Here is a 24827-nt window from a genome sequence, read left to right as displayed (position 1 = left end):
TTTTAACCGATGATAAACCTAATAACTAAATTAAACTAATGGGGCGATTAGATTTCGTTGTTATGGCGGTATTCGCCATATTGATCTTCGCCATAGGATTAACCTTTACCAGGGTTAGCAGTAAAAACGGAAACGCCTTTTTTGAAGCCGGGGGGGCAACTCCATGGTGGATAAACGGATTGTCGTTATTTATAAGTTATTTTTCGGCAGGCACATTTGTTGTTTGGGGGTCCATTGCTTACAAAAGTGGTTTGGTAGCTAACGCCATTCAATTAACAATGGCTATTAGTGGTTTAATTGTGACTTTTTTTATTGCGGCCCGTTGGAAAAGATCAGGTGCAGGTACACCGGCAGAATATATCGGAAACAGATTTGGGAGCAAAACCAAGCAATTTTATACTTATCTAACGCTGTTGTTGAGTTTATTTACTACTGGGGCAGTATTGTATCCTGTAGGGAAAATGGTTTATGTCGCTACTCCATTTTCTTTAAATGCTTGTATTATTGTTATTGGCCTTATCATAATTTTATATACTGCAGCAGGTGGTTTGTGGGCTGTACTGGTAACAGACGTTATCCAGTTTGTTGTGCTATCGGCTGCTGTTGTTATAGTAATTCCTATCTCTTTGGCGCAAATAGGAGGTTTTCAAAATTTAATTTCTAAGGCACCACCGCACTTTTTCGAACCTGTTAATTCAGACTACACATTCGGCTTTATGCTTGCATTTGTTGTTTACCAAACCTTTTATATAGGTGGCAACTGGTCTTATGTTCAGCGTTACACTACGGTGGCAAGCCCTAAGCAATCAAAAAAAGTAGCGGGTATTTTTACAATTCTATATTTTATCTGTCCTGTTATATGGATGCTCCCGCCAATGATTTACCACATCATCAACCCGGATTTAAAAGGTTTGCAAACAGAAGATGCTTATATGATGCTGATACAAAAGGTAATGCCAGCCGGGTTGATAGGTTTAGTTTTGGCAGGTATGGTTTCCGCAACATCAAGTAAAGCCAATACAACCATTAATATGGCTGCAACCGTTTTTGCTCAAGATATATATAAGAATATTTTAAGACCTGTTGCTCAAGAAAAAGAAACGATCTGGATCGCCCGTTTGTTTACTTTGATATTTGGGATAGGAACGATTTTGATAGCTATCTGGATACCCAGCGCAGGTGGTATTGTTGAGGTTGTTTTAAGTACAGCCTCAATTGCCGGCGGGGCATTATTTGCTCCAATAATTTGGTCTTTGTTTTCAAACAGACAAACAGGGTTTTCTGTAGTAATGGCTACAATCACGGCATTGACCATTAACTTGTTCTTCAAGGTATTAGGGCCAAAATTGTTGCTATTAACATTAAGCAGAACAGTTGAAACAAGTTTGGGAATGGGTATTCCGATAGCTGTACTTTTAGTTTTTGAGTGCTATTATTTCTTTTATGGTAAAGGTACTTACATTAATAAAGTAACAAATGACAGTCCGGCGGCTTTTATCACAATTCAAGCGGATAATGACGCCCGAGAACAAAATAATTTTGGAATCCGCGTTATTGCTATCTCCATGCTGGTGGTTGGAGCGGGGATATTCATGTTGGGTGTTGTTGCAGAAAAATATGGCATGATTGTTTTAATCGTAGGCTCTATAATAATCACAGCTGCATTATTTATTTTAAGATATATCAATAAAAATCGCAAGCTGCAGTCTTAATGGTTAAGGGAAGTAATGCCGTAACTTCTATCGATCAATTGGCGCACCGTTCATAAGGAATCATTTTAAAGTATTAAACCGTTTTAACAATGGAGGCTAAATCATACAATATTCAGATTCTTTCCCGGAAAAGTGAAGCGTTACTTTTTCAAATGCTGCAACAAAAGTGTCAGCTTAAAAAACATTTTTCCATTGATCAGATAGAAATTTTCCTACCACAAGTAAAAAATGGATTGAAATTTTACGGTGTAAAAAGCACGAAAGATATTTTACAATTAAACAGCAAAGATCTCTATCAATAAGGCAAGTAGGCAAAAAGGAAAGGCATTAATTCTGGGGTTTCTTCTTGATATGTCCTTGGATAGGTAGATCGTTTTTAACCGGTATATAAAAGTTTCTAATGCCCCAACGGTAAGCGTAGTTAATACAGCCACCGAAATAACACTTAAGAGGAACTTTTTCATATATATTTGTTGAATTAATTATGATTTGAAAATGAATTAATGATGGCTGTTGTCCAGTTTTCAATTTTGTCCGGAGTTACACGGTCGGCCTGGTCAAAAAGGAAATGTTGCTTGATGTCGAAACCACAATCGGTCTATATTCCTTTGTCTGAGGTAAGCAAAAGGGCTTGATCCATCCCTGTAGTAGATATTCCGGGCCATGGATCACCTTATTCCGAAACAACGAACATACAATCCCGTAACACTTTGACCATGTTAATTCGTTGACCAGTAATTACGATCACCTAAACCTCTAACACAAACCAGTGCAATAAAGCACACGGAATGGTCTGGTCAAGGCTGCCGAAATTTCCAAGTCCGGTAATTGATTGTCTATTAGCGATCAAAATTTAGCTTTCTCTCTTAAAATTATTGTGAGTTTTTCTTTAATTAGTAGGGTGGTTATCCACATTTCCCTATTAGAAAACGACCTAAAATCAGGTCAATATTTTTTGTTACTGTCTTGGTACTGAAACTAAGTAACTAATTGATAATCAGTAGTTAGTTACTTTTTGTATCGGCAAATAAATTGATAACTAACTGATTTATAATCAATTAGTTATCAATTTAAAACAAAACGTAAAAACCTGCATCTTTTTCCATAAATATCATAATATCAGGTCTTTGTAAATAAAACCAATCGGTATATTTGTGCTTTTTGTTACTATTGGAAAGTAATTCTGTTACTTTTTTGGTTCTCAAATTGTCTTTTGTTCCTTCATTTTTCAGTTGCTTATAAATCGTTGTAACTATCGGTAACTAAATGGCACTAAATGATACTAAATGGCACACAAAACACTACAATTTAGGGAGAAACAACAACGGATATCTATGTGGTAATTTTCTTGGGGTGAGTGTTAACTGACCGGTTACATTTAAGAAAGTCAGCGCCAGCAATATTTTAGAGTCGTATTTGCAATTAATAATGCCGACGCTGCTGTCTGTTATTATTTTCGTGCTGCAGATTCGATCACATCAGCTAAAGCTTTCGCCTGCGACATATATAAAGTGTGGCTTCCTTTGAGTTCGGTAACTATGGCTCCAGCACGCCTATACATAGTTCGTTCAAGCGATGGATTGATACTTTTGTCTTCAGTTGCTACGATAGCGTATGAGGGTTTGCTCTTTCAGGCCGCTTCTGTTAATGGAGTTAAAAATGATTTAACTGTAATAGGTTGCTGAGAATCAGCCATGAAATTTGCCTTGTTTTCGCTTTGTTCGGCGGCGAAGCATTCCCTGAATTTCGCCTTGTCAAAATAAATCATTCCCTTTTCGTCTGGCGGCAAAATCCCGTTTACCGGCAATGGCGGTCCCGATTGCAGCAAAGAAATAACGGTTTCTCCTTGGTCAGGTATAAAGGCTGCCATATAAACTAAACCCACAACCTTTTCCGAAACACCGGCTTGCGTAATCACCGCCCCTCCCCAGGAATGCCCTACAAGGATTGCCGGACCATCCTGCTTATCTAATGCCCGGCTCGTAGCGGAAACATCGTCTTCCAATGAGCTGAGTGGGTTTTGCACAAGCGTAACATGGTAACCATCCTTTTTCAGGATATTGTACACCGCTTCCCAACCAGAGGCATCGGCAAAAGCGCCGTGAACGATAACAATGTTGGCGGAATACTCAGGGCAACCTGCCGCCACCCTGTACAACGTCGCTGAGGCTTTTGCCGAAGTACTGCCGCCGGGCGACCCCGGCCGGAAAGATGCGCGAAAATGGGCGGAACGTGCGTATTTGCTGGTGCCGAACGCGCAGACCCGGGAACTCGCGGAACGGCTGAAAGCCAGCAGGTAGTTGCGCGTTCAGTATCCTGTTATAAGCGGTTTTGTTCTTCCGTTTTCTCTTTAGCTGCCTTTGCTTTTAGGCCGGTATTGCCCAGGTTGTATTTAAAACTGATGCGCAGGTTCTGGCTGTCACCATAATAGGTGAAATAATTGTGCTGGTCGGAATAGTCCGAACTGACCTTCATCTTTTCACCCCTGTAGATATCCGATACCAGCAGGGAGATCTCCGCACGGTTTTGCCATAGTTTTTTCCGGGCGCTGAAACCCAGGCTGCTCGTACCGCTTACTTTGGCAGGGCCTTGTACACCGGCAGTGTTGAAACTGAAATTGACGCCCGCCGTAAAATCCGCTTTTTTATTGACCGTCAACTGGTTGTCCAGGCTGCCGCTGACGGTAAAAGCCCGGTTATGTAATACAGTACCATCCGCGAGCCCGAAACTACTTTCCACATGCCCCGGCCCGGCCTGCACATCCACAGACCACCAGGATGCGGGCTGTAAACTGGTGCTCAGGTCAATGCCGTAATAATGGTTGCCGGGAATATTGGTTACTTTTTGGATCAGTGTATTGGTCGCATTATCCTGGAAAGGCAGCTGTATTGTCGGGTTGCGCTCGCTGATGTAGTACAGCTGTGCATGATAATTTCCCTTGTAATCATAATTCAGGTTAAACTGATCGGTCGTGGCCGGTTTCAGCCGGGCATCGCCCACCAGGTAGGAATTGGGGCTAAAGTAGCTCCTGGACGGGTTCAGGTACCTGTATTGCGGGCGGCTGATCCGTCTGCCATAAGAAAATCCCAGCTGATGATCCGGCGACAACTTATCCTGGATAAACAAGGTAGGGAACAGGTTGAAATAATGCTGGCTATTTAGCTCCGGGGGGCTTACCGAATGGCTGTTAATGGCTGTATATTCCCCTCTTAGTCCTGCCTTCAGGCTCCAGCTTTTCAGGTCTTTGTTCAGGCTCAGATAAGCCGCCGAGACTGATTCATCATAGGCAAAGGTATTGCTCAGCGCCGGATCATTGACCAACCCACCCGTGGTATCCATGCTGAATGCTACACCGTTAGCCGCTTTTACCCGGCTGTATTTAAAGCCCGTTTCCAAATCAAAAAATTTGCTTTGTTTGCTGTAATCCAGCTGTGTACTGAATAAGCGGATGTGCTGGGTGTTATCAGTGGTAAAACGGGCATTGCGCGGGTTAACTAAATAATAGGCCGTGCGTACATCCTGGTCTGCTTCGCTGCGGTAATTGGTATAGTCAGCCCCTAGGCTGATCTTTTCTTTGGCAGAGAATAAATGGTCATAACCCAGGTTATAAGCATGATTACTATTGGGTGCCAGCCGGTTGTTCTGTGTCTCGAAATAGGAGACTAACTGATGATCCTGATCGTAGATCCGGGTAGGCACATTGTACTGTGCATGGTTTTGCCGGGCGATATAGCCGTCCGTTCCCAGGCTAAGGCTATTAAGGCTGTCGATGGCATAATCCAAACCCGCACGGTAGGTATGTTCCGCATCGCGGTAGTTCTTCCGCTTTAATTCATCCTCCCAGGTCTGCTGCCCGGCGGTAAAACGGGTCACTTCTTTGATCTCATTATAATATACGCCGCTACCAAAGGTATAACTGCCGGAAAGCGATAACTTTTCCGTTTTGTAATACTGGCTGGTGCTGATATTTCCTTTCGCGTAGATCCCCTGTACATAACTCCCGCCGACAGAGCCTTTATAACCAGACTTCGTATTCTTTCTCAGCTTGATGTTAATGACCGCGCTGCCCGAGGCTTCATACCTGGCAGGTGGGTTGGTGATCACCTCGACCGATTTTACATCCCCGCCATTAGTGCCTTCGAGGTAAGCTTTCAGTTCATCGCCGGACAGGTACACTTTTTTATCGTTGATGGTAACCAGGATACCCTTGCTGCCCCGAATGGACAGCTCTCCGCCGCCCGACTGCACCCCCGGAGCGCGTTTAACGATCTCCCAGGCATTGGTGGAGGACAGCGCGGTATTTTCCACGTTAAATTCCACGCGGTCGATCTTCCGGGTGACCGTGGGCCTTTTTGCTGCGACCGTAACCTCCCCAAGTTGGGTCAATTCCTCCTGCAGGATAATGGGCGGTAAAACGGCATCGCCGGAAAGCGTAACCTTTTGCTGCCGCGCCTGGAAACCGACAGCGCTCACTTGTAAAAGATAATTACCTTTGCTGATTCCGCTGAAGGCGAACCGACCGTCTTTGTCGGCAAGGGTGCTTTTAAAAAGCAGGGAATCCGGCTGATTCCTCAAGGTAATGGTGGCATAAGGGACCGGCTGTTGCTTTTCGTGCTGTAGCTGACCGGACAAGCGGATCGCCTGGCTGAACCCGACAATGGGCATGAAGAGGAAAACGTAAAGAAGAACTTTAATAAGTTGGCGCATGATCTTTTAATTTGCTGCAAACTTCCGTTAGCGAAAGACGGGATTTGGTTAATGCTTGGTTAACGGAATGTTAATGCCGCCGTTTCCTGCATTTAAATGAACTGGCCTCGCTATCTTTGAATTCATGAAGCGCAAAATAAGATACCTGATCTGGGGCTGCAGCCTGGCGATAACGGCGCTGGCGGCGATCCAGTCTTATTTTATTTACAATACCTATATCCTCAAAGAGAAAGAAGCGCAGAGCGTGGTACGCCTGGAACTGATCCGGATGGAGAACCTGATCAATATCGATTCGGTCCGGAATGGCTGGTTTGTGCATGGCAACGCCCTGCTGCGCGCGCAGGGAATCACCGCGGCCGAAAGTTTTTTCAGTTCCGGGGCTCCGGTATTGAGCAGAAAGGTAGCCCAATATATCAATACCAACCCGATACTGCACCAATACCGCACGGTTTACCAGGTCGTGATCAACAAGGTCCTGTTGGAAAGCCCCTCCGGCCAGAGGGTTACCCTGACCGATCGGCCCTGGTTCGGCAGTGGTGAGCTGCATGGCGAACAGCTGGTTATCCATGACCTGACCACGGACAACAATATCAGCGGCGGCCTCGTCCGGAACTTTACCTCCCGCTCGGGCTTCGCGATAAACGGGGGCGAAAATAGTATCCTCCGGGAAATGCTGGGCCTGCTGATTTTTTCGGTGCTGCTGCTGGGCGTGGTCATTTTGCTTTTTTACCTGTCGATCAGGAGCCTGGTCACCCAAAAGAAGATTTCGGATATGCAGACCGATTTTATCAATAACATCACCCATGAGTTCAACACCCCGCTGGCTACCCTGGGGGTCGCCCTCAGCACAGTAAAAGACAGGCTCGCCGGACAGCCAGACCCGATATTGGATAACTCGGTCGCCACCATCGACCGCCAGCAGCAAAGGCTCCGGAAACTGATCGGGCAAGTGATCTCGCATACCGCCGGGCCACAGCAGCTCCGGCTGCATCGGGAACTGATCCATATGCCTGCCTTTATCGCCGAAATGCTGGAAGATTTTAAGCTGGGCAGCCCGCAGATCGAACTGATGGCCGAATTGGATAGCCAGGTAGCTGCAATTAAAGCCGACCGCTTTCACCTGACCACTGCCATTGTCAATATCCTGGACAATGCCGTCAAATACGGCGGGGGGCAGATCATTGTTACCACGGTTGCAGATACGGATAGTTATGGCATCACCATCAAGGATAATGGTATAGGTATCACCGGATCTGACCAGGCCCGGATCTTTGAAAAGTTCTACCGCGCTGAAAAGGGCGATATTCATAATACCAAGGGCTTGGGCTTAGGCCTTTATTACAGTGAACTGGTCATCACGGCCCATGGTGGGAAGATTCTGCTGCAAAGCGGCACCGGGCAGGGAAGTACTTTTACTTTAATTTTACCCCGATGAATAAACACATCCTGTTAGCGGAAGATGATCCGGATTTTGGCGGTATCCTCAAACAATACCTGGAACTGGCAGGCTACCGGGTCAGCTGGAAAACGAACGGCGCAGATGCCCTGGCCTTTTTTAAAACCGACACTGCGGACATCTGTGTATTGGATGTGATGATGCCGGTAATGGATGGTTTTACGCTTGCCGAAAAGATCACCGCGACCCATCCGGGGATACCTTTTATTTTCCTGACCGCGCGCAACCAGAAAGAAGACCGCTTAAAAGGGCTCGGCCTGGGTGCCGATGATTATGTGGTCAAGCCCTTCGAGGTAGAAGAACTGGTCCTGCGGCTGAAGAACATCTTAAAACGCACGGAGCCGCCTGAAACGGTAATTCCCGAACTATTACACATCGGCAGCTATATCTTTGACCATCCCAGCCTGCTGCTGCGCCATGAGACGGGCTATACCCGGCTGACGGAAAAAGAGGCTACGCTGCTACTGTATTTTTGCGCGAACCGAGACCGGCTGATCAAGCGCAATGAACTGCTCCTGCATATCTGGAAGAGCGATGATTATTTCTCTGGCCGCAGCCTGGATGTCTTTGTCAGCAAACTGCGTAAGTATTTAATTGCCGATACGAACATCAGCCTGGAAACTGTCCGGGGCACTGGCTTTGAATTCAGGTATCCAACATAATGGAGCTTCCGGCTGCAACATTTAATCCCTTTTAGTGTCTTATTAAAACCCCTTTTTGAAAGTTGCAGATATTCTTTTTTTCGTAAAACGCATCTAAAAGGCAAGTTTTCTACACCCCAAACGGTTAGAATTGTCCTAAAAATAGGTCAAAATTTTTGTTCTCCATTTGTTACTCAAAATATGATTATTGCTGATAATCACAACATAAGTACTTTCTGTATCGGCAAGTAATTTATTTTCAATCATTTGTAATTGTTTTCATTTCACTGCTCCCAATGCGATTTTTTTGGCAATGACTATCAAATTAAATTTCTACCATTACAAACACAACCCGATGGTCTAAAGCCTACGGAATCACTGCGCGAGGCTTCCGGAGTATCCAATCTTAGACTGAACATCAAAACGGCTATCTATTTTTATATTTAACTTAAGCTGTGGCAGTATCTTATGCCCTGGAAGGCATATCAAAAGCCCTAAAAGAGGCCGGAACACGGCGCGAATACCACCAAGCACTTTGAAATATCGCAGAAAACAGAACGTAATTAATTACAATCACTAAAAAATGTTATTATATAAAAACATCTCATTTATTGAATTTTATTTATGTAAATATCTGTATAATAGATATTTATAATATTATATTGTTGTTTTGATGGAAATATACAACTCATTTGATTTCAAATAAAGCCTGCCAACCAATTTTTAAAGCTAATTATTTGTAACATTTTTAATTAGTGTTGCTTTAACAATTATTACTACATTAGTATCAGGATTAACCATCCACCAATCATAACCAATTGTAGTTCATAATACCAAAAAGTGTTTTTTATAGTAAACAAGCTTGGTTGCTATGTCAATCTTTTTAGAAAGAAAAATTTAACTGTATATAAATTGAATTTAAGCAATGCATGAGGATATAGGCAGTGATGATATGCAGCGATTGATTATGGGAGATCAAGCCGCGTTTGAAAAAATTTATGACCTTTGCAGTGAAAAACTATTCAGATTGGCTTTCCGTTTTTTAAAGGATGTAGAGCAAAGTGAAGAAATAGTTCAGGAAACATTTATCAATCTTTGGGTAAACAGAGAGAAGCTTGATTCAGAGGGTAATGTTTGGCTCTACCTATATGTTATTGGGAAGAGGTTATCTTTAAATGAATTAAGAAACATAACCCAATCTAAAATCCATACCGAAAACCTGCTCGCTAATTTTAGAGAAACTGTCAATACTACAGAAGAATCTGTATTTGCCAACGAATTTGAGTTGTTAACTAAAAAAGTAATTGGCGACTTGCCAAAACAGCAGCAAATTATATTCAGGCTCAGTCGTTTTGAAGGTTTTTCTCATAGAGAAATTGCCGATCAGTTAAATATCTCCCCAAATACCGTAAAAAACCACATGGGTACGGCGCTTAAAACTATAAAGTCCAGATTAAGCGATTGCGGACTGCTTTGTCTCTTTTTCTTTTTTTTTAAATAAATTTTAAAACAGACTAGCCGTAGTGGTTGACTTGTGTGTTCTATTAGTAATAAACCAGCCCAGCTCTCGGGTAGTTATAAAACCAATTGAATATGAACCAAGACAAACTTGTGCGTTTGCTGCAAGAATATTTTGACGATACGATAAGCAAAACTGATGCTATTGAGTTGTTAAATTATTTAAATGCCTCTGAAACAGATAACATAGTTGATGTTATTAACGAGGAAATGCTCAAACTACAAGTTGGTCCGGAATTTCGCGGCCCAAGAAAGCATGATGTTTTGCAACAGATCAAGTTGGACCCGAGATTTGCAAATGAACATCCTAAGCCTCATGATGATCTCCCTAAAGTTGTTAAACTCTATCAAAATACATGGTTAAAAATCGCTGCCGCGGTTTTGTTTGTTTGTATGGGTGTTGGTCTATACATCATCAATAGTAAAAATAAAACGGGGGATTCAAATATTGTTCAAAATCAGGTAAGTATGCCTATACTCCCTGGAGGCAATAAGGCAACCCTAACCCTATCAAACGGAAAGGTTATTGCACTCGATACAGCAAATGACGGATTGATAGCAAGCATGGGAAAAGCCAAAGTTTTTAAAAGTAATAAAGCACAACTTACCTATGCCCAGCCAACGGTTGGCGTTTCTACCAATATACAAAATAATACACCTTCCTATAATATTTTGTCTACACCCAAAGGTGGTGTATTTGAGGTTATATTACCTGATGGAACTAAGGTTTGGTTAAACTCCGCATCTTCCCTCAAATTTCCTACAGAGTTTACCGGAAATGAAAGACGGGTAACCCTCACCGGCGAAGCTTATTTTGAAGCTGCAAAAAATAAAAACAAACCATTTTTTGTCAGTGTCAACAATGTTGAGATCAGAGTTTTAGGAACACATTTCAATATCAGCGCTTATGAAGATGATAATAACATAACAACCACCTTGTTGGAAGGCTCTGTCCAGGTGAAAAAGAATGATCGGCTAGCGCTTATTAAACCAGGAGAACAAGCCATCGTTAATAATAATGCAGATGCGATAAAGGTAGCACCAGCAGATATTGAAAAAGCTATGGCCTGGAAAAATGGATATTTCATATTTGGTGATGAGGACGTGAAAAGTATCATGAAAAAAATATCACGATGGTATGATGTAGAAGTAGAGTGCCGCGGAGACTTTGCCGATATAAGATTTGGAGGAACGTTTTACCGCTCAAAAAGTATTAACGAATTATTATCCTACATGGAAGAGGTGGGAAACATTCATTTCAAGATCATAGAAAGGAGGGTAATTGTTATGAAATAATGCTTACATGTTAAACATACTTCTCTTTATCTGCAAAGTAAAATAATGGGGCGATTGGAGCCGCCCCATGTATCTGTGCTTAAGCACAACTTTGTTAGATACGATCAATTATTTAGGAACAACCAATTTAACCTAACATTCAAATGTATAAAATTTTTACCGCATTCAAGTTCGGTAGCCAAACCCGCTGCATTTATAAAGTTCAGCTTATTATGAAGATAACAATGATCTTGCTAACGACAGCTCTATTACAAGCTTCGGCTGCAATGTATGCCCAAAAAGTTACCATACACGTTAAAGACGCCAGTCTGAAAGATGTGTTTGAGCAAATTCGGAAGCAAACGAGCTATGATTTTCTGTACAACGCGAAAGATCTGGAAACATCCAAACCGGTTAATTTACACATAGATAATACTGGATTAAAACAAGCGCTTGATATCTGCTTTTCTAATCAGCCGGTGATGTATACCATCACTAATACCTCAATCTTAATCACAAAAAGACCGTCAATTCAGCCCGTAGTTATTGAAAAAACAATCGTCACCGGTAAGGTTACTGATGAGAATGGAGAGGTGCTTATTGGCGTATCTGTAAAACTAAAAGGTTCGGTAACTGGTACTACTACCGATTTAAATGGTAAGTATGCCCTTACCGTACCGGATGACAAAGCAATACTTGTTTTCACCTACATTGGTTATGATACCCAAGAAATAGCAATTGGCAATAAGTCGGTTATCAATCTAAAACTTAAAACCAAGGCGAACAGCCTAACCGAAGTGAATGTTACGGTGGCTTATGGCACTCAGAAAAAAACAACCCTGGTAAGCGCTGTTACATCTGTTGATCCAACTGAGTTGAAAGGGCCTTCAAGTAATCTTACCACCATGCTGGCCGGGAAAATAGGTGGGGTTATATCTTACCAACGTAGTGGTGAGCCTGGACAAGACAATGCTTCGTTCTTTATAAGAGGAGTTGGCACATTTGGCGCAGGCAAGGTGGATCCTCTTATTTTAATTGATGGTATCGAATCAAGCACCAACGATCTAGCAAGGCTACAGCCCGATGATATTGGCGGTTTTTCGGTATTAAAAGATGCAACGGCAACATCGTTATATGGCGCCCGGGGCGCAAACGGTGTTATATTGATCAATACCAAATTAGGTGCACCCGGAAAGATGAAACTTAACGCACGGGTAGAGAATTCTACTTCGTCAAATACCCGCAATATTGGCCTGGCTGATAATGTAACTTATATGACACTTGCCAACGAGGCCGTTTTAACCAGAAACCCACTTGGAGCCTTACCTTATTTGCAAAATAAAATTGACCATACGGCTAATGGCGATAACCCATTATTATATCCAAGCAATAATTGGATACAGCAGTTAATAAAAGACAAAACCAATAACGAAAGATTTAATTTAAATGCCAGCGGAGGTTCGGATAAGTCAAAGTACTATTTGGCCATGACTTACAATATTGACAATGGCAATTTGAAAGATAATTCGCTTAATGGTTTTAATAATAATATTAAGCTGCAATCTTATTCGTTGTTATCAAACGTTACCTTAAACCTTACAAAAACAACAGAAGCTCTGGTTAGCCTTAAAGGCCAATTTGATGATTATAACGGACCTATTGGCGGTGGTGGCGGCGTTTATTATAACGCTTTATGGAGCAATCCGGTTGCTTTTCCGGCTGTTTATCCGGCTGGTTTACTGCCTTATGCAAAGCACCCTTTATTTGGTAACTCGCTTATTCCGGGCGGCGGAGGGTTATATGTAAACCCTTATGCGAAATCACTATCGGGCTTTCAAACATCTAACACAAGCACTTTAATAGCACAACTGAGCCTTAAACAAAACCTTGACGTAGTTACTCCGGGCCTGTCGGCAAGGGTGATGGCTTATACCGAACGCTATGCAAGTTTTGCGGTATCGCGCCAAGTAAGCCCTTATTTTTACCGTTCAAACTCGCTTGATGGGGTATTTACCGGCTTAACACTGCTTAACGATGGCTCTTCTGGAAGTGTTGGGGTAACACCTACAGAATATTTGACTTACACACCCGGTGCTGCCCAGGTTAACAGTACTACTTATGCAGAAGCCGCGCTTAATTACTCGCACATTTTTAATGTTAAGCATAGTGTAGGCGCTTTATTGATAGGTACCATCAGGAATTACCTCACAGGTAACGCGCCCGATCTGCAAACTTCGCTGCCGGCACGTAACGAAGGTGTTTCGGGCAGGTTTACTTATGGGTACGATAACCGCTACCTATTTGAGGTTGATTTTGGTTACAACGGTTCCGAGCGTTTTGCGGCCAACCACAGGTTTGGTTTCTTCCCTTCAATAGGCGGCGGCTGGATCATATCTAACGAAAAATTCTTTAAACCTTTGCTTAATGTTATTAACCAGTTTAAAATAAGGGGTACATATGGCCTGGTTGGTAATGATCAGATCGGGAACTCGAACGATCGCTTCTTCTATTTATCCAATGTTAACTTAAACGGAGGTTCTTCCGGAAGTTTCGGTACAAACTTTACCTATAGCAGGCCTACGGTATCTACAAGCCGTTATGAGAACGAGGACATTACCTGGGAGCTATCAAAGCAAACGAATTTAGGGATGGACCTTACCCTCTTCCGCGATTTGAATATAACCGTAGATGCTTACCGCCAATACCGAAGTAATATTTTAATGGTTAGGAGTTCTATACCTACCTCAATGGGTTTACAGGCCGCTATTTCATCAAACGCGGGCCAGGCTAAAAGTCAGGGTATAGATTTTGCGCTTGATTATCATAAATCATTCGATAAATCTTTATGGATACAAACCCGTGGTACGCTTACTTACGCGGTAAGTAAGTTGTTGGTAAATGAGGAGCCTATCTATCCTGCGAACGATCAAAATTTATCACAGATTGGTAATTCATTGGGCCAGATATATGGCCTGGTGGGCGAAAGGCTCTTTATCGATCAGCGCGAGGTTAACAATTCTCCTATACAATATGGCTCTATTATGGCCGGAGATATTAAGTATCGCGATGTAAACGGAGATGGCAAAATTACCAATGCCGATTATGTGCCCATAGGGTATCCAACTACGCCCGAAATAATTTATGGCTTTGGATTTTCCATTGGATATAAAAACTTTGATATCAGCGCGTTTTTCCAGGGGTCAGCCAGGTCGTCCTTTTTGATCAATTCGGCTAATATTACTCCCTTTTTTATAAATGGTGGTAACCAAAATGGTTTGCTCAACGTGATAGCAGAGAACCATTGGTCTGAAGATAACCAAAACTCGTATGCTTTCTGGCCGAGGTTAAACAGCCTTATATCAACCAATAACAGCCAATCATCAAGCTGGTGGTTAGAAAACGGTTCATTTATTCGTTTAAAATCAACCGAAATAGGATATAACGTGCCTGCTTCGGTTTTGAAAAAATTTGGCTTTGGAAGTGCCCGTTTGTACATCAATGGAACAAATTTATTAACAATGAGCGCCTTCAAACTCTGGGATCCTGAAATGGGAACATCAGGCTTAGGTTATCCTATTCAAAAGGTGTTTAATATTGGTATATCTGCTGGATTTTAAATAAAATAAAATTGATTTACATGAGATCTAATAAATTAAATAGGAAAGGCATCAAAAAAATGTCGCCTAAGCATATCACTTTTTTGGCAATGATCAATCAAGCAAGATATTATATAATTTTTTTATTGTTTTTTTCAATGATTGGCACATCGTGCAAAAAGCCATATTTAGATGTAGTACCTGATAACGTTTCTACCATAAATAATGCATTCGCATCTAAAACAGAAGCCGAAAAGTACTTATTTACCTGCTATGGATATTTGCCTATAGAGGTTGACCCAACCTTTAACGTGGGCTTATCGGCCAGTGATGAGGTTTTTGTGTTAGACCCGGCAAGTCACATCAGGTCCACAAACGTTTTGCGGCTGGTTTACGGAGATCAGAACACTTCCGATCCGATAGCCAATTTTATGAATGGCACAAGGGATGCATCTGCCAATTACAAAGCTATAAGGGATTGTAACGTATTTTTAGAAAATGTTACCGACCTGAGCAAAATTCCGGACCTTGACCTGGATACCCGGGTAAGATGGACCGCTGAAGCGCAGTTTTTGAAAGCGTTTTACCATTTCGTTTTGTTCCGCGCTTACGGCCCCATTCCTATAATAGATAAAAACCTGCCTATTGATGCTCCTATAGATGAGATCCGCGTTAAGCGACAACCTGTAGACAGTGTGGTGAATTATATTTCTAATTTACTGGATGTTGCCGCTGCTAAACTTCCTTTAACTATTAATAATACAGCTTCTGAATTGGGCCGGATCACCAAGCCAATAGCCCTGAGCTTAAAGGCCCGGTTGTTAACAACAGCGGCCAGCCCACTATTTAATGGCAACTCTGATTACGGTTCGTTTAAAAACAACGATGGTACTGTATTATTTAACCCCAGCTATAGCGTTGCCAAATGGCAAAAAGCCGCCGATGCCTGCAAGGCCGCTATTGATTTATGTGCAGCACAGGGTATTGTTTTATATACTTTCCCTGCCGGTGCAACCACTAATACGCTTAGCGATACCACTAAGATACAGATGGGTATAAGAAACGCCATGAGTGAACCCTGGAACAGCGAACTAATATGGGGGCTAACCGCTAATAACAATATTGGTTTTAATTCCTTTTTACAATCAATGGCTGTGGGGCAGTTTGATTTCCCTAACGCGGTGGCATCAAAAACGGCCAACCACCCTTTATTGGGCCCTACTTTAAAAATGGCAAGAATGTTTTATACCCGAAACGGGGTGCCTATTGATGAAGATAAAACACTTGACTTTAGTAACGTAGCTGCTTTGCGCACAGCAAACCACGCAGAGCGTTTTTATGTGAAAGAAGGCGAAATAACTGCAAGGCTGAATTTTGACAGGGAGCCAAGATACTATGCCGATCTGGGTTTTGACAGGGGCGTTTGGTATATGGCGAATAGCCCATCTAAAAGCGACGAAAACACCTTTTGGCTCATGGCCAGAGGCGGCGAAACAAGTCAATCTTCACCAGTTCCTGTTACAGGCTTTTATATGAAGAAAGATCTGAACTGGCATTTTGATTGGAACTCAGTAACCTATGTGCCATACCCTTTCCCGGAAATGCGTTTAGCCGATCTGTACTTGTTATATGCCGAAGCTTTAAACGAAGCGCAAGGGCCGGTTGCAGATGTATATACTTATGTGAACAAGATAAGGGCAAGGGCCGGCCTGCAATCTGTACAATCATCATGGGCTAACTTTAGTAGCAACGCCACAAAGTATACCTCTCAAACAGGTATGCGATCTATTATTCAACGAGAGCGCGCCATAGAGCTGTGTTTTGAAGGGCAACGCTATTGGGATTTAATACGCTGGAAAACTGCCGGGCAAGAGTTGAACAGTAATATTACCGGCTGGTCAGTAAGCGGGCAAACACCCGATCTGTATTATCGTGAGGTTAGCTTTTTGTCAAGACATTTTGTAGCTCCCAGAGATTATTTATGGCCTATTCAAGAAAGTGATCTGCTTGTTAATCAAAACCTGGTGCAAAACCCCAACTGGTAGCTTGTAGTTGGTATATGCATTTAAACTTTTTAATATTTTAATCATGAAAACGACAGGATCAATATTCATATTTTATATAGCACTACTTTCAATAATGGCAGTGGGTTGCAAACAAGACCCAATAAATAAGCCAAACGTTACCAATACTAATCCGCCGGGTATTGTATCTAATGTAACTGTAGTTAATTTAAACGGAAAGGCTACTCTTACTTACTCATTGCCTGGTGATAAAGATTTGTTATATGTGAAAGCAGTTTACGAAACCTCGCCGGGCCATCCCGAACAAGTAAAAGCGTCAAGCTATACTAACACATTAACAGTGGTGGGTTTTGGCGATACACTGGCTCATACAGTACAATTGTATGCTGTAAACTCAAGTGAGGTAGCATCGGCTCCAATAACTGTAATTGTAAACCCATTAACCCCCGCTATCAATTTAGCCCGCAGGTCGCTAAAAGTTATAGCTACGTTTGGTGGTTTTAGCCTTACATGTAATAATCCTACTCAAGAAAACTTAGCCATTATTCCGTTAGTTGATACTACGGGCAAAGGCAAATGGTTACAAACAACAGGTATGGATAATATATACAGCAACGCCCCCGTAATTAATGGTATAGAGAGGGGGCAGCCTGCAATATCAAGAAAATATGCTTTTGTGGTAAGAGACAGGTGGCTAAATCATTCGGATACCCTATTCATAACGCTTACGCCTTTGTTCGAGCAGCTTTTGCCAAAATCAGCTTGGAGTAATTATGTTTTGCCAAACGATGCAACATTACTTTACTCTTATACTAATGTACAACAGATTTACGATGGCAACTTTAACCCGGGTTGGCCAAACGTAGTATTCACTGTAGAAAATGCCGGCAGCCCGCAAATGATAACTATAGATCTGGGCAAAGCACATGTGTTCAGCCGCTTTCAAATTAATCCATTTTTAGAGGTGGGTAGTGTGTATTATGTGCGCGGTAATCAAAAAGATTTTGAAATATGGGGTTCTAATACGCCCAACCTAAACGGAGCGCTGGATGCAAGCTGGACTTTGTTAAACACCTACCATGTTGTTAAACCATCGGGCTCTGCTTCTGGTATTGAAACCGCGGCAGATCAAACTTATGCTCATAATGGCTGGCAGTTTGATTTCCCTGTACTAAGCCAGGCGTACCGCTATGTGAGGATTAGAAGCTTGCAAAATTGGCAGGGTTCTTATTTTATGAGTATGGGCGAGTTTACCCTATGGGGAAATTAGAAATAAGTGGTAATGAAATGATAACAAGATAATTAATAAAAAGATGAAACAACATCAAAATATAGCGCTTTATATAATAGCATTGATGCTATTAATAACTGGTGCATGCACTAAAATAGATGCTTATAAAGACAAGTATCTGTCAAATGGCTCAATAGTTTATCCTGGGAGGATAGATTCTGTAAAGATATTTTCGGGTAGAAACAGAGTGAAAGTGACCGGGCTTTTTACCTCAGACCCGAAAATTGTTAAGTACCGTATTTTTTGGAATAGCAAACGCGATTCGGTAGAAGTACCGATCAAACGAACCACCGGAGTAGATACCGCCAAGGTAATTATAAATAATTTACCCGAAGGGCTCATGAGTTTTGAGATACGAACTTATGATGCACAAGGGAATATATCTGTTCCGGTAGATACGGCCGCAAACGTTTACGGCGATCTATACCAAAGCTCTATCACAAACAGACCTATGCTAAATGCAGAAATGCAGCCAAATGGCTCGGCATTAATTACCTGGGCCGATGTGGATAAAAATTCGGGTATTGTAAATATGGAAATTAAATACGTAGATAAATTTAGTAAATCACACGATACGGTTGTCACATCTGCTTTAATAGGTTTAACAACATCATTGCCAAACTTTCAGCCTGGAAACGGAATTAGCTATAGCACAGCGTATCTGCCCAATCCAACCGCTATAGATAAATTTAACGTTGCTTATCAAACTCATAGCGTAAAAGCCGAAGTAACCAGCATTTACTTATCAAACACGGGCCCTTTTCAACGGGCTACTTACGATGGCAGGTGGGGTACCCTTGCCGCTCCCTGGATTACCAATGCAGCAGCCAAGAATAAGGATGGAGGTACCAATGGTGGATATTCGTCGGATGCCGGTGGGGTTATTAATTGGGAAACCTGGGGCAATACGCCCGTTACAAATGGAATAGTTTATCAGCCAACCTCATCACCTTTGCCTGTCGGAAATTACATTGTTTCATTTGATGAATATTCAGAAATTCAAGCTAATTCGTCCGTTTATTGTGTTGCGGCCGCTGGTGGCAATGGTATACCAGTTCTTGCCAATCTGTCAACAGCATTAGGCTCCGTTTCTTTATTTAACAATGCAGTTGTAGGAACAACCAGTCCTAATATTAACGATACAAGAAGTTTTACGTTTACACTTACAACCCCTCAAATCGTATCCATTGGTTTTTTGGGAAATATTATAGGTAACGGAAACCCAGGCAGTTATTTCCAGGTAAAAAACATAAAGTTATTTAAAAACTAGTTTCTAATTATAGAATTATATTTTAAAAAAACTAAGTGAGCAAAGGCAAATTATAAAGGCTTCGCAACTACAATCTGGATGCCCGTTAATTATTTGTAGAATATTAACTTTTATTAAGCAAGCAAGGCCACCATTAAGGTGGCCTTGCTTGTTTAATAATTATTCCTTTGGTTCCTGGTCGAGTTCCCGGGCTAAATATAAGGAAGAATGACTGAACGTTGTTTTGTCCTTTAACAATCAATGTGTTAGTGATCAGAACCGGAATACTGGTAATGATGAGTAAAAACCGGGCAAAAATATTTTCATATCGGATCAATAAGCTAATATTTTAGTTCACGCTTTATATGCCCGGCATCATTAATAAATCACCTTTTCGCTTTTGCCGGTTTGTGCTGCCTTATAAATGGCTTCCAGTATAGCCAGGTCGCGCCGTCCCAATTCTCCCGGGACTACTGATTGCCTGTTATTCATTACACATTGGGCAAAATCGTCTATCTGCAAAGCCTGCTGATATGGAGGCGTAAAATTAAGCGGGCCGCGGCTCGTAGCCACCACCATACCCCGGTAAGTAAAAGCGTGTTCTTTAAACTCTATCCATCCTTTAGCGCCTTCTGCTTTAAAATGATCAGCTCCATGCCGGTAACTGGTAAAAGCGGTACATTCTGCACCATCTGCAAATTGCATGGTCCAGTTCATCCCTTCTTCCACATCGCTAAAAATATCCGGGCGGGTTTTGGTTATCTCGCTTGCTGTTACCGATATTGGCCCTGCACCATTGGCAGCCATACATGCCCCATGTATAATATAAACTCCGAGGTCCATCATAGGGCCGCCGCCTGCCAGCTTTTTATCTGCCCGCCAAACTTTAGTGTTCATAACAAAGCCCCGGTCGCCGCTCATTTTAGTAAACGTACCAAAGTCTTTTTCCCTTGCCAATCGCATTAGTTCTTTGTGATAAGGATCAAAGTGCAAACGGTATCCTACAGATAATTTTACTTTGGCATTTTTGCAGGCTCTTATAATAGCATCACATTCGGCAACGGTATTAGCCATTGGTTTTTCGCAGATTACATGTTTACCCGCCTTGGCGGCGGCAATAGCATGCTGTGCATGCAGTCCATTTGGTGTTACCACGTATATGATATCAATATCCGGGTTATGAGCCAGCTGGTGCATGGTATCATAGCTGTAAATATTTGTTTCAGGGAAGTCATAATCTTTTGCCCATTGCTGCCCTTTGGCTTTATCGCCGGTTACTACACCTCTGAGCTTGGCATATTGTGTTTGCTTTAAGGCCGGCCCTAACTGGCCGGTACTGTATTTTCCTAATCCAACCAAAGCTACACCTAAAGGAGGGCGCTGGTTGGCTAATGCTGCATACAACGAAGGGCCAGAAAACAATGCTGTAGCGCCAATACCCATCTGGCCTATAAATACCCGACGGGAAACCCGATTACTTTTCATCCTACAATGCTATTAAGGTTAAACAGACTTATGATTTATAATAACTGAAATTAATAAAAGCTTTATTCATTCAGCCGCTTTTATGCAGATATGATAAAATGAGTTAATCAATAGCTAATATCACATCTGTTCTGCACTTGAATTAAATATTTATCTTCATATACCCATACTTTGTGGGCCTAATTATAAGTAATAAAAAAACCTGCTGACGGGCAGCAGGTTTTTATGAAAGGTAAAGGATTTTAAACAGGTGTAACCGTCACATAATCAGTATAAAATATATCAATAGCTGTTGGCACTGGTTTGTAGGCGGTTCTGTATTTTAATGACGTACCTTGCTTGTAATTATTTAGCGTACTGGTGTTTATAAAAGCTGGCGGATCTGAGGGCCTGTTGGGGTTTAATACCGGTACATCAGTTACCGTAACATCGTTGCCGGTAGTTGCATCCTTCTAAACAATTTCAACCTTAACCGCCTGTGAACTTATACCAAACCAGTTGATCAAAACCTTTTTTGTTGTAGCATTATAAGTTGCGTTATTGATGGGCCGGTTAGCTATTGAGGCCGCGTAGGTATTGCCGTAAACGGTGCCTATCACTTCTGACTTTATCGAAGAATGGCCAGCGTTATCATACGTATACACCTGGAAAGTATAGGCACCTTCAATAAGGTTGTTCAGTGTAACTTTAACGGTATCAACATTACTTGTTTTTTGAACAGATACTACGCTCGAATCTGTTTTATTGTTCCAGAATACTTTGCATTTGGTGATCTTAGGGTCGGATACCAGCAGCCACGACAATAATACACGGCCATTACCCGAATAAGCTAACAAACCATCTGCCCGGCCGGTATAAACCTTTTCTCCTCCGGCCAAAAACTCCTTGTAGCTATCATCCTGCTTGCCGCAGGATGATAATAAATTTATTGCCAGTATGGTTAGAACCAGATACAGGCTTTGAAATACATATTTTTTGAAATTCATAATTAGCATATTTTTATTGTTGTACCTGTCCATATACCGAAAACTCTAACAGGTGGAAAAAACCGGTTTGCCCTTGTGGCGATGCCCAGCAATCAATAGTTTTCCAGGCCACATATCTTACAGCAGGTGTATTGGTAGGGAATTGATATTCCTGCCCATTAGTTGCTATATAGGTATCATCGTTAGAGTTTACACCCAATGGTAAACCTGATGGTTTGATCATAACCTCGTGGTCAAGCAATACCCAACTGTTTACATTAGTAGGATCGTTTGTGCCCCATAATTCCCATTCGTGAGGGTTACCGTGATTAAACTCAAACCCTCCAACCCGTTGGTAAATTACATACCTGCTTAACCGCGCTTTAACACCCATGTCAATTGGTATCCATATTGGCTGATCAACGTTTTGCTTAGTATGGAACATTGAGGTTGTATTGCCATCATAAAGATTTTTCATTGGGTAGCTGGTTGAATAATCCACGGCCTCTATCATAGGTTTACCCGATAAAGGCAGCGGGGCAACCTGTGGTATAGGATATTTTTTACGTATATCGGCAAATTTGCTTCGGTCTAATTTTACCTCGTAGATAGGAGTTAGGGTAAATTTTAATGTGTCCGATTTATTGCCCCACCTGTCGCGCACATATAAGCCAAATTGCTGTGGTGTAGGGTCAAGTCCGCGTATAGAAAAATTGCCCGATGGCAGTGCGGTATAGTAGCCGTCAAGTTGCCTCCAGCTTTTTTGTTGCGTATCATATATCAAAGAAAATATAGCAACATTTGCCGAATCGGTGTTCAGGAATGTACAATTGAAACCTCCAAACGATGCTTGTGGTTGTAATGAAACGGCAACCTTTTTAACAGCTGGCCTCAAAGGATTTATTTTTACAACTACCGGTTCAGATGATTTTTCGCTACGGCTAACCGCGTATAATGTAACATTGCGCTGTAAAGTATCACCAAAACCTTGTATCAATATACTTTTTTGATAAAAGGATGCCTTTGCCTCTTGTTCAACGCCATTAATGCTATAAACAGCTTTTACATACAGTAAGTTGGAACTGCTGGGCAAAGTGTAACTTATACTTGCCCCGCCTGATAGGTTTTTTACAAAAGCATTGGTTATAGGTAAAGGAGCGCTTCCATCATCGCTGATCGGGGCATGAATATCTTTATTACATGCTGCCAGTACCACATAAAGCAAACACAATAGTGTTGCAAATTTTGATGTTTTCATTTTTAAGTTTTTAATCAATAAAATACATTTAATTACCATCCGGGATTTTGAACCAGATTTTTATTTATGCGCAATTCGCCCGTTTCTATGGGCCACAAATAATCGCGTAAAGCAAACCGTTGGTTATAAAGCAATACTTCTTTGTAAAATGAGGCGGCATCAGCCTGGGTAATATCCCAGCCTTTTATCGGATTATTTAAAACAATGTGTGCTGTGCGCCATCTGCGTAAATCCCAGTAGCGTTGCCCTTCAAAGGCAAGTTCAATATTGCGCTCACGCTGGATGATCTCGCGCAAGCCAGCTTTAGTTTGATATTTAGTAGGATCGGTAGAAAAGTTGGTCCATGATGATTCAACCGTATTTAAACCCGATCGAGCCCTTACCTGGTTAATGTACGAATACGCTGTGGTGCTTGGGCCACCTTGCTCATTAAGTGATTCTGCATAAAGCAGGTACAAGTCAGACATGCGCATCTCGGGCCAGGCATTCTGCACAATGTTACTTGCAAAATTACCCGATGCATCCGTTGTACTTTCAATGTTTACCAATTTTTTAACGTAATAGCTGGTTATAGAGTAATTGCTTATCCCTTGCCTCGCGCCAGCCTCACCTTTGCGCCCCATTACATACAAGGGGCCTCCCGCAACGGCAACACTATAATTATTAAGCCAATTGCCAAACCAAACACCACGGTCAAAACCGAGGCTGGCATAAAAGCGGGGCTCCCGGTTAAAGTGAAGGGCCACGGTTTGCTCTCCGTTTTTTACATAAAACCTATCGGCAACGCCCGCGGTTTTTAGTGCATATTTATTATTATAATCATACGTTTTATCCTCCGTAATAGGCACCCCATTACTGCTGTAAAATAACTCAACCATTTTAAGTGTGGGGGCAATAATGCTTTTAGGATTACTGGTGCTGGTAAACGTAGTTAAATCGGCCATGGTGTAACGCTGCATATCCGGCGTATGCGAATTTAATGCGGGCCATATAACCTCAGTATTGTTAAATTTAGTAGTTAACGCAGTGCGTATATCCAATTGCAGCTTGATGGTATCGTTTATTACGTATGCTGTATTACCCGGAAATTTAGATAAAGCATAACCATTAGCCTGGCAAAAATCAATAGCGGCCTTACAAGCGTTTGCGGCTGTATCCCATTTAGCGGTGGAATAGGTAGAATTAAAAAGATGCCTGTTTTTATTATCAATAAAATTGGCATAATCGCTATTACCATTAAATAGGGGGCTGGCCGCAGTTACTAAAACCTTTGCTTTAAAGGCTAATACTATCGCCCTTGATATGCGGCCAAGTTCCGATGCTTCGTTAACAATCCTATCTGGTAAAAAAGTATTTGCAGAAGCTTCATTGAGCAGTTGCCTGATGTAATCAAAACAATCATCAACCGGCTCACGGTATGCCTGCACCTCATCCGGGCTGGCCGAAATAGGTAGGTTTTCTTTCATAAGCGGTACGGGGCCATACATTCTTACCTGTAAAAAAATATAATAAGCCTTTAAAAACTTAACCTCGGCAATCCATCGTTGCCGTTCGTATTCGTTCATGTCGCTCACTCTGCCAATGTTGGCTAAAAAGATGTTACAGTTTCGTATTCCGTCAAAAAGTGCGGTTCCGTGTTTAGTGCCACTC

Annotated in this window: 16 protein-coding genes; 10 read left to right on the top strand and 6 right to left on the bottom strand. The window is 42.0% G+C overall.

Annotated features, from left to right (window positions below):
* Positions 1-38 precede the first annotated feature (38 nt).
* Positions 39-1712 carry a sodium:solute symporter family protein gene (locus tag ABIN91_RS18725; RefSeq protein ID WP_348052969.1) on the top strand — a complete coding sequence of 558 codons (1674 nt, stop codon included), beginning with the start codon at positions 39-41 and terminating at the stop codon, positions 1710-1712.
* A gap of 89 nt (positions 1713-1801) precedes the next feature.
* Positions 1802-2014: a hypothetical protein gene (locus ABIN91_RS18720; RefSeq protein WP_348052968.1), complete on the top strand. Its 213-nt coding sequence runs from the start codon at positions 1802-1804 to the stop codon at positions 2012-2014.
* A 1328-nt stretch (positions 2015-3342) separates the two neighbouring features.
* Here ABIN91_RS18720 and ABIN91_RS18715 read toward each other — a convergent pair.
* A complete protein-coding gene (locus tag ABIN91_RS18715; RefSeq protein WP_348053012.1) occupies positions 3343-3861 on the bottom strand; it encodes an alpha/beta hydrolase in 519 nt (172 codons plus the stop codon).
* Between the two features lie 170 nt (positions 3862-4031).
* A complete protein-coding gene (locus ABIN91_RS18710) occupies positions 4032-6377 on the bottom strand; it encodes an outer membrane beta-barrel family protein (protein ID WP_348052967.1) in 2346 nt (781 codons plus the stop codon).
* Positions 6378-6543: 166 nt separating this feature from the next.
* Between ABIN91_RS18710 and ABIN91_RS18705 the strand changes: the two genes are divergently transcribed.
* From ABIN91_RS18705 to ABIN91_RS18670, 8 genes are all read left to right on the top strand, one after another.
* Positions 6544-7854 carry a HAMP domain-containing sensor histidine kinase gene (locus ABIN91_RS18705; protein ID WP_348052966.1) on the top strand — a complete coding sequence of 437 codons (1311 nt, stop codon included), beginning with the start codon at positions 6544-6546 and terminating at the stop codon, positions 7852-7854.
* On the top strand, positions 7851-8537 hold the full coding sequence (locus ABIN91_RS18700; RefSeq protein ID WP_348052965.1) for a response regulator transcription factor: 687 nt from the start codon (positions 7851-7853) through the stop codon (positions 8535-8537). The genes ABIN91_RS18705 and ABIN91_RS18700 overlap by 4 nt, the downstream gene beginning before the upstream one ends.
* 904 nt (positions 8538-9441) lie before the next feature.
* Complete coding sequence (locus ABIN91_RS18695; protein WP_348052964.1) at positions 9442-10017, top strand: RNA polymerase sigma-70 factor; 576 nt, start codon at positions 9442-9444, stop codon at positions 10015-10017.
* A gap of 92 nt (positions 10018-10109) precedes the next feature.
* Positions 10110-11330, top strand: a complete 1221-nt coding sequence (locus ABIN91_RS18690) for a FecR domain-containing protein (RefSeq protein ID WP_348052963.1) — start codon at positions 10110-10112, stop codon at positions 11328-11330.
* A gap of 224 nt (positions 11331-11554) precedes the next feature.
* On the top strand, positions 11555-14926 hold the full coding sequence (locus ABIN91_RS18685; protein WP_348052962.1) for a TonB-dependent receptor: 3372 nt from the start codon (positions 11555-11557) through the stop codon (positions 14924-14926).
* A 137-nt stretch (positions 14927-15063) separates the two neighbouring features.
* The gene (locus ABIN91_RS18680) at positions 15064-16950 is read left to right on the top strand and encodes a RagB/SusD family nutrient uptake outer membrane protein (RefSeq protein ID WP_348052961.1); all 1887 of its coding nucleotides are present in this window, start codon (positions 15064-15066) and stop codon (positions 16948-16950) included.
* 43 nt (positions 16951-16993) lie between these two features.
* Entirely contained in the window at positions 16994-18199 is a 1206-nt protein-coding gene (locus ABIN91_RS18675; RefSeq protein WP_348052960.1) for a DUF5000 domain-containing lipoprotein, read from the top strand.
* Between the two features lie 43 nt (positions 18200-18242).
* Positions 18243-19490 (top strand): DUF4998 domain-containing protein, encoded by a 1248-nt coding sequence (locus ABIN91_RS18670; protein ID WP_348052959.1) that lies wholly within the window; start codon positions 18243-18245, stop codon positions 19488-19490.
* A gap of 357 nt (positions 19491-19847) precedes the next feature.
* On the opposite strand, the gene ABIN91_RS18665 is transcribed toward ABIN91_RS18670, so the two are convergent.
* From ABIN91_RS18665 to ABIN91_RS18650, 4 genes are all read right to left on the bottom strand, one after another.
* The gene (locus ABIN91_RS18665; RefSeq protein WP_348052958.1) at positions 19848-20954 is read right to left on the bottom strand and encodes a Gfo/Idh/MocA family oxidoreductase; all 1107 of its coding nucleotides are present in this window, start codon (positions 20952-20954) and stop codon (positions 19848-19850) included.
* 452 nt (positions 20955-21406) lie between these two features.
* On the bottom strand, positions 21407-21940 hold the full coding sequence (locus tag ABIN91_RS18660; protein WP_348052957.1) for a DUF4998 domain-containing protein: 534 nt from the start codon (positions 21938-21940) through the stop codon (positions 21407-21409).
* A gap of 13 nt (positions 21941-21953) precedes the next feature.
* Entirely contained in the window at positions 21954-23177 is a 1224-nt protein-coding gene (locus ABIN91_RS18655) for a DUF5000 domain-containing lipoprotein (protein ID WP_348052956.1), read from the bottom strand.
* A gap of 32 nt (positions 23178-23209) precedes the next feature.
* Positions 23210-24827, bottom strand: a 1618-nt coding sequence (locus tag ABIN91_RS18650) for a RagB/SusD family nutrient uptake outer membrane protein (RefSeq protein ID WP_348052955.1), incomplete at its 5' end; no start/stop codon positions are given.

Origin of the sequence: Mucilaginibacter sp. (assembly GCF_039921305.1) — a bacterium.
Taxonomy (GTDB): Bacteria; Bacteroidota; Bacteroidia; order Sphingobacteriales; family Sphingobacteriaceae; genus Mucilaginibacter.
Note: the sequence above shows the minus strand (reverse complement) of the source record. Positions and strands in the feature narration are given on the sequence as shown.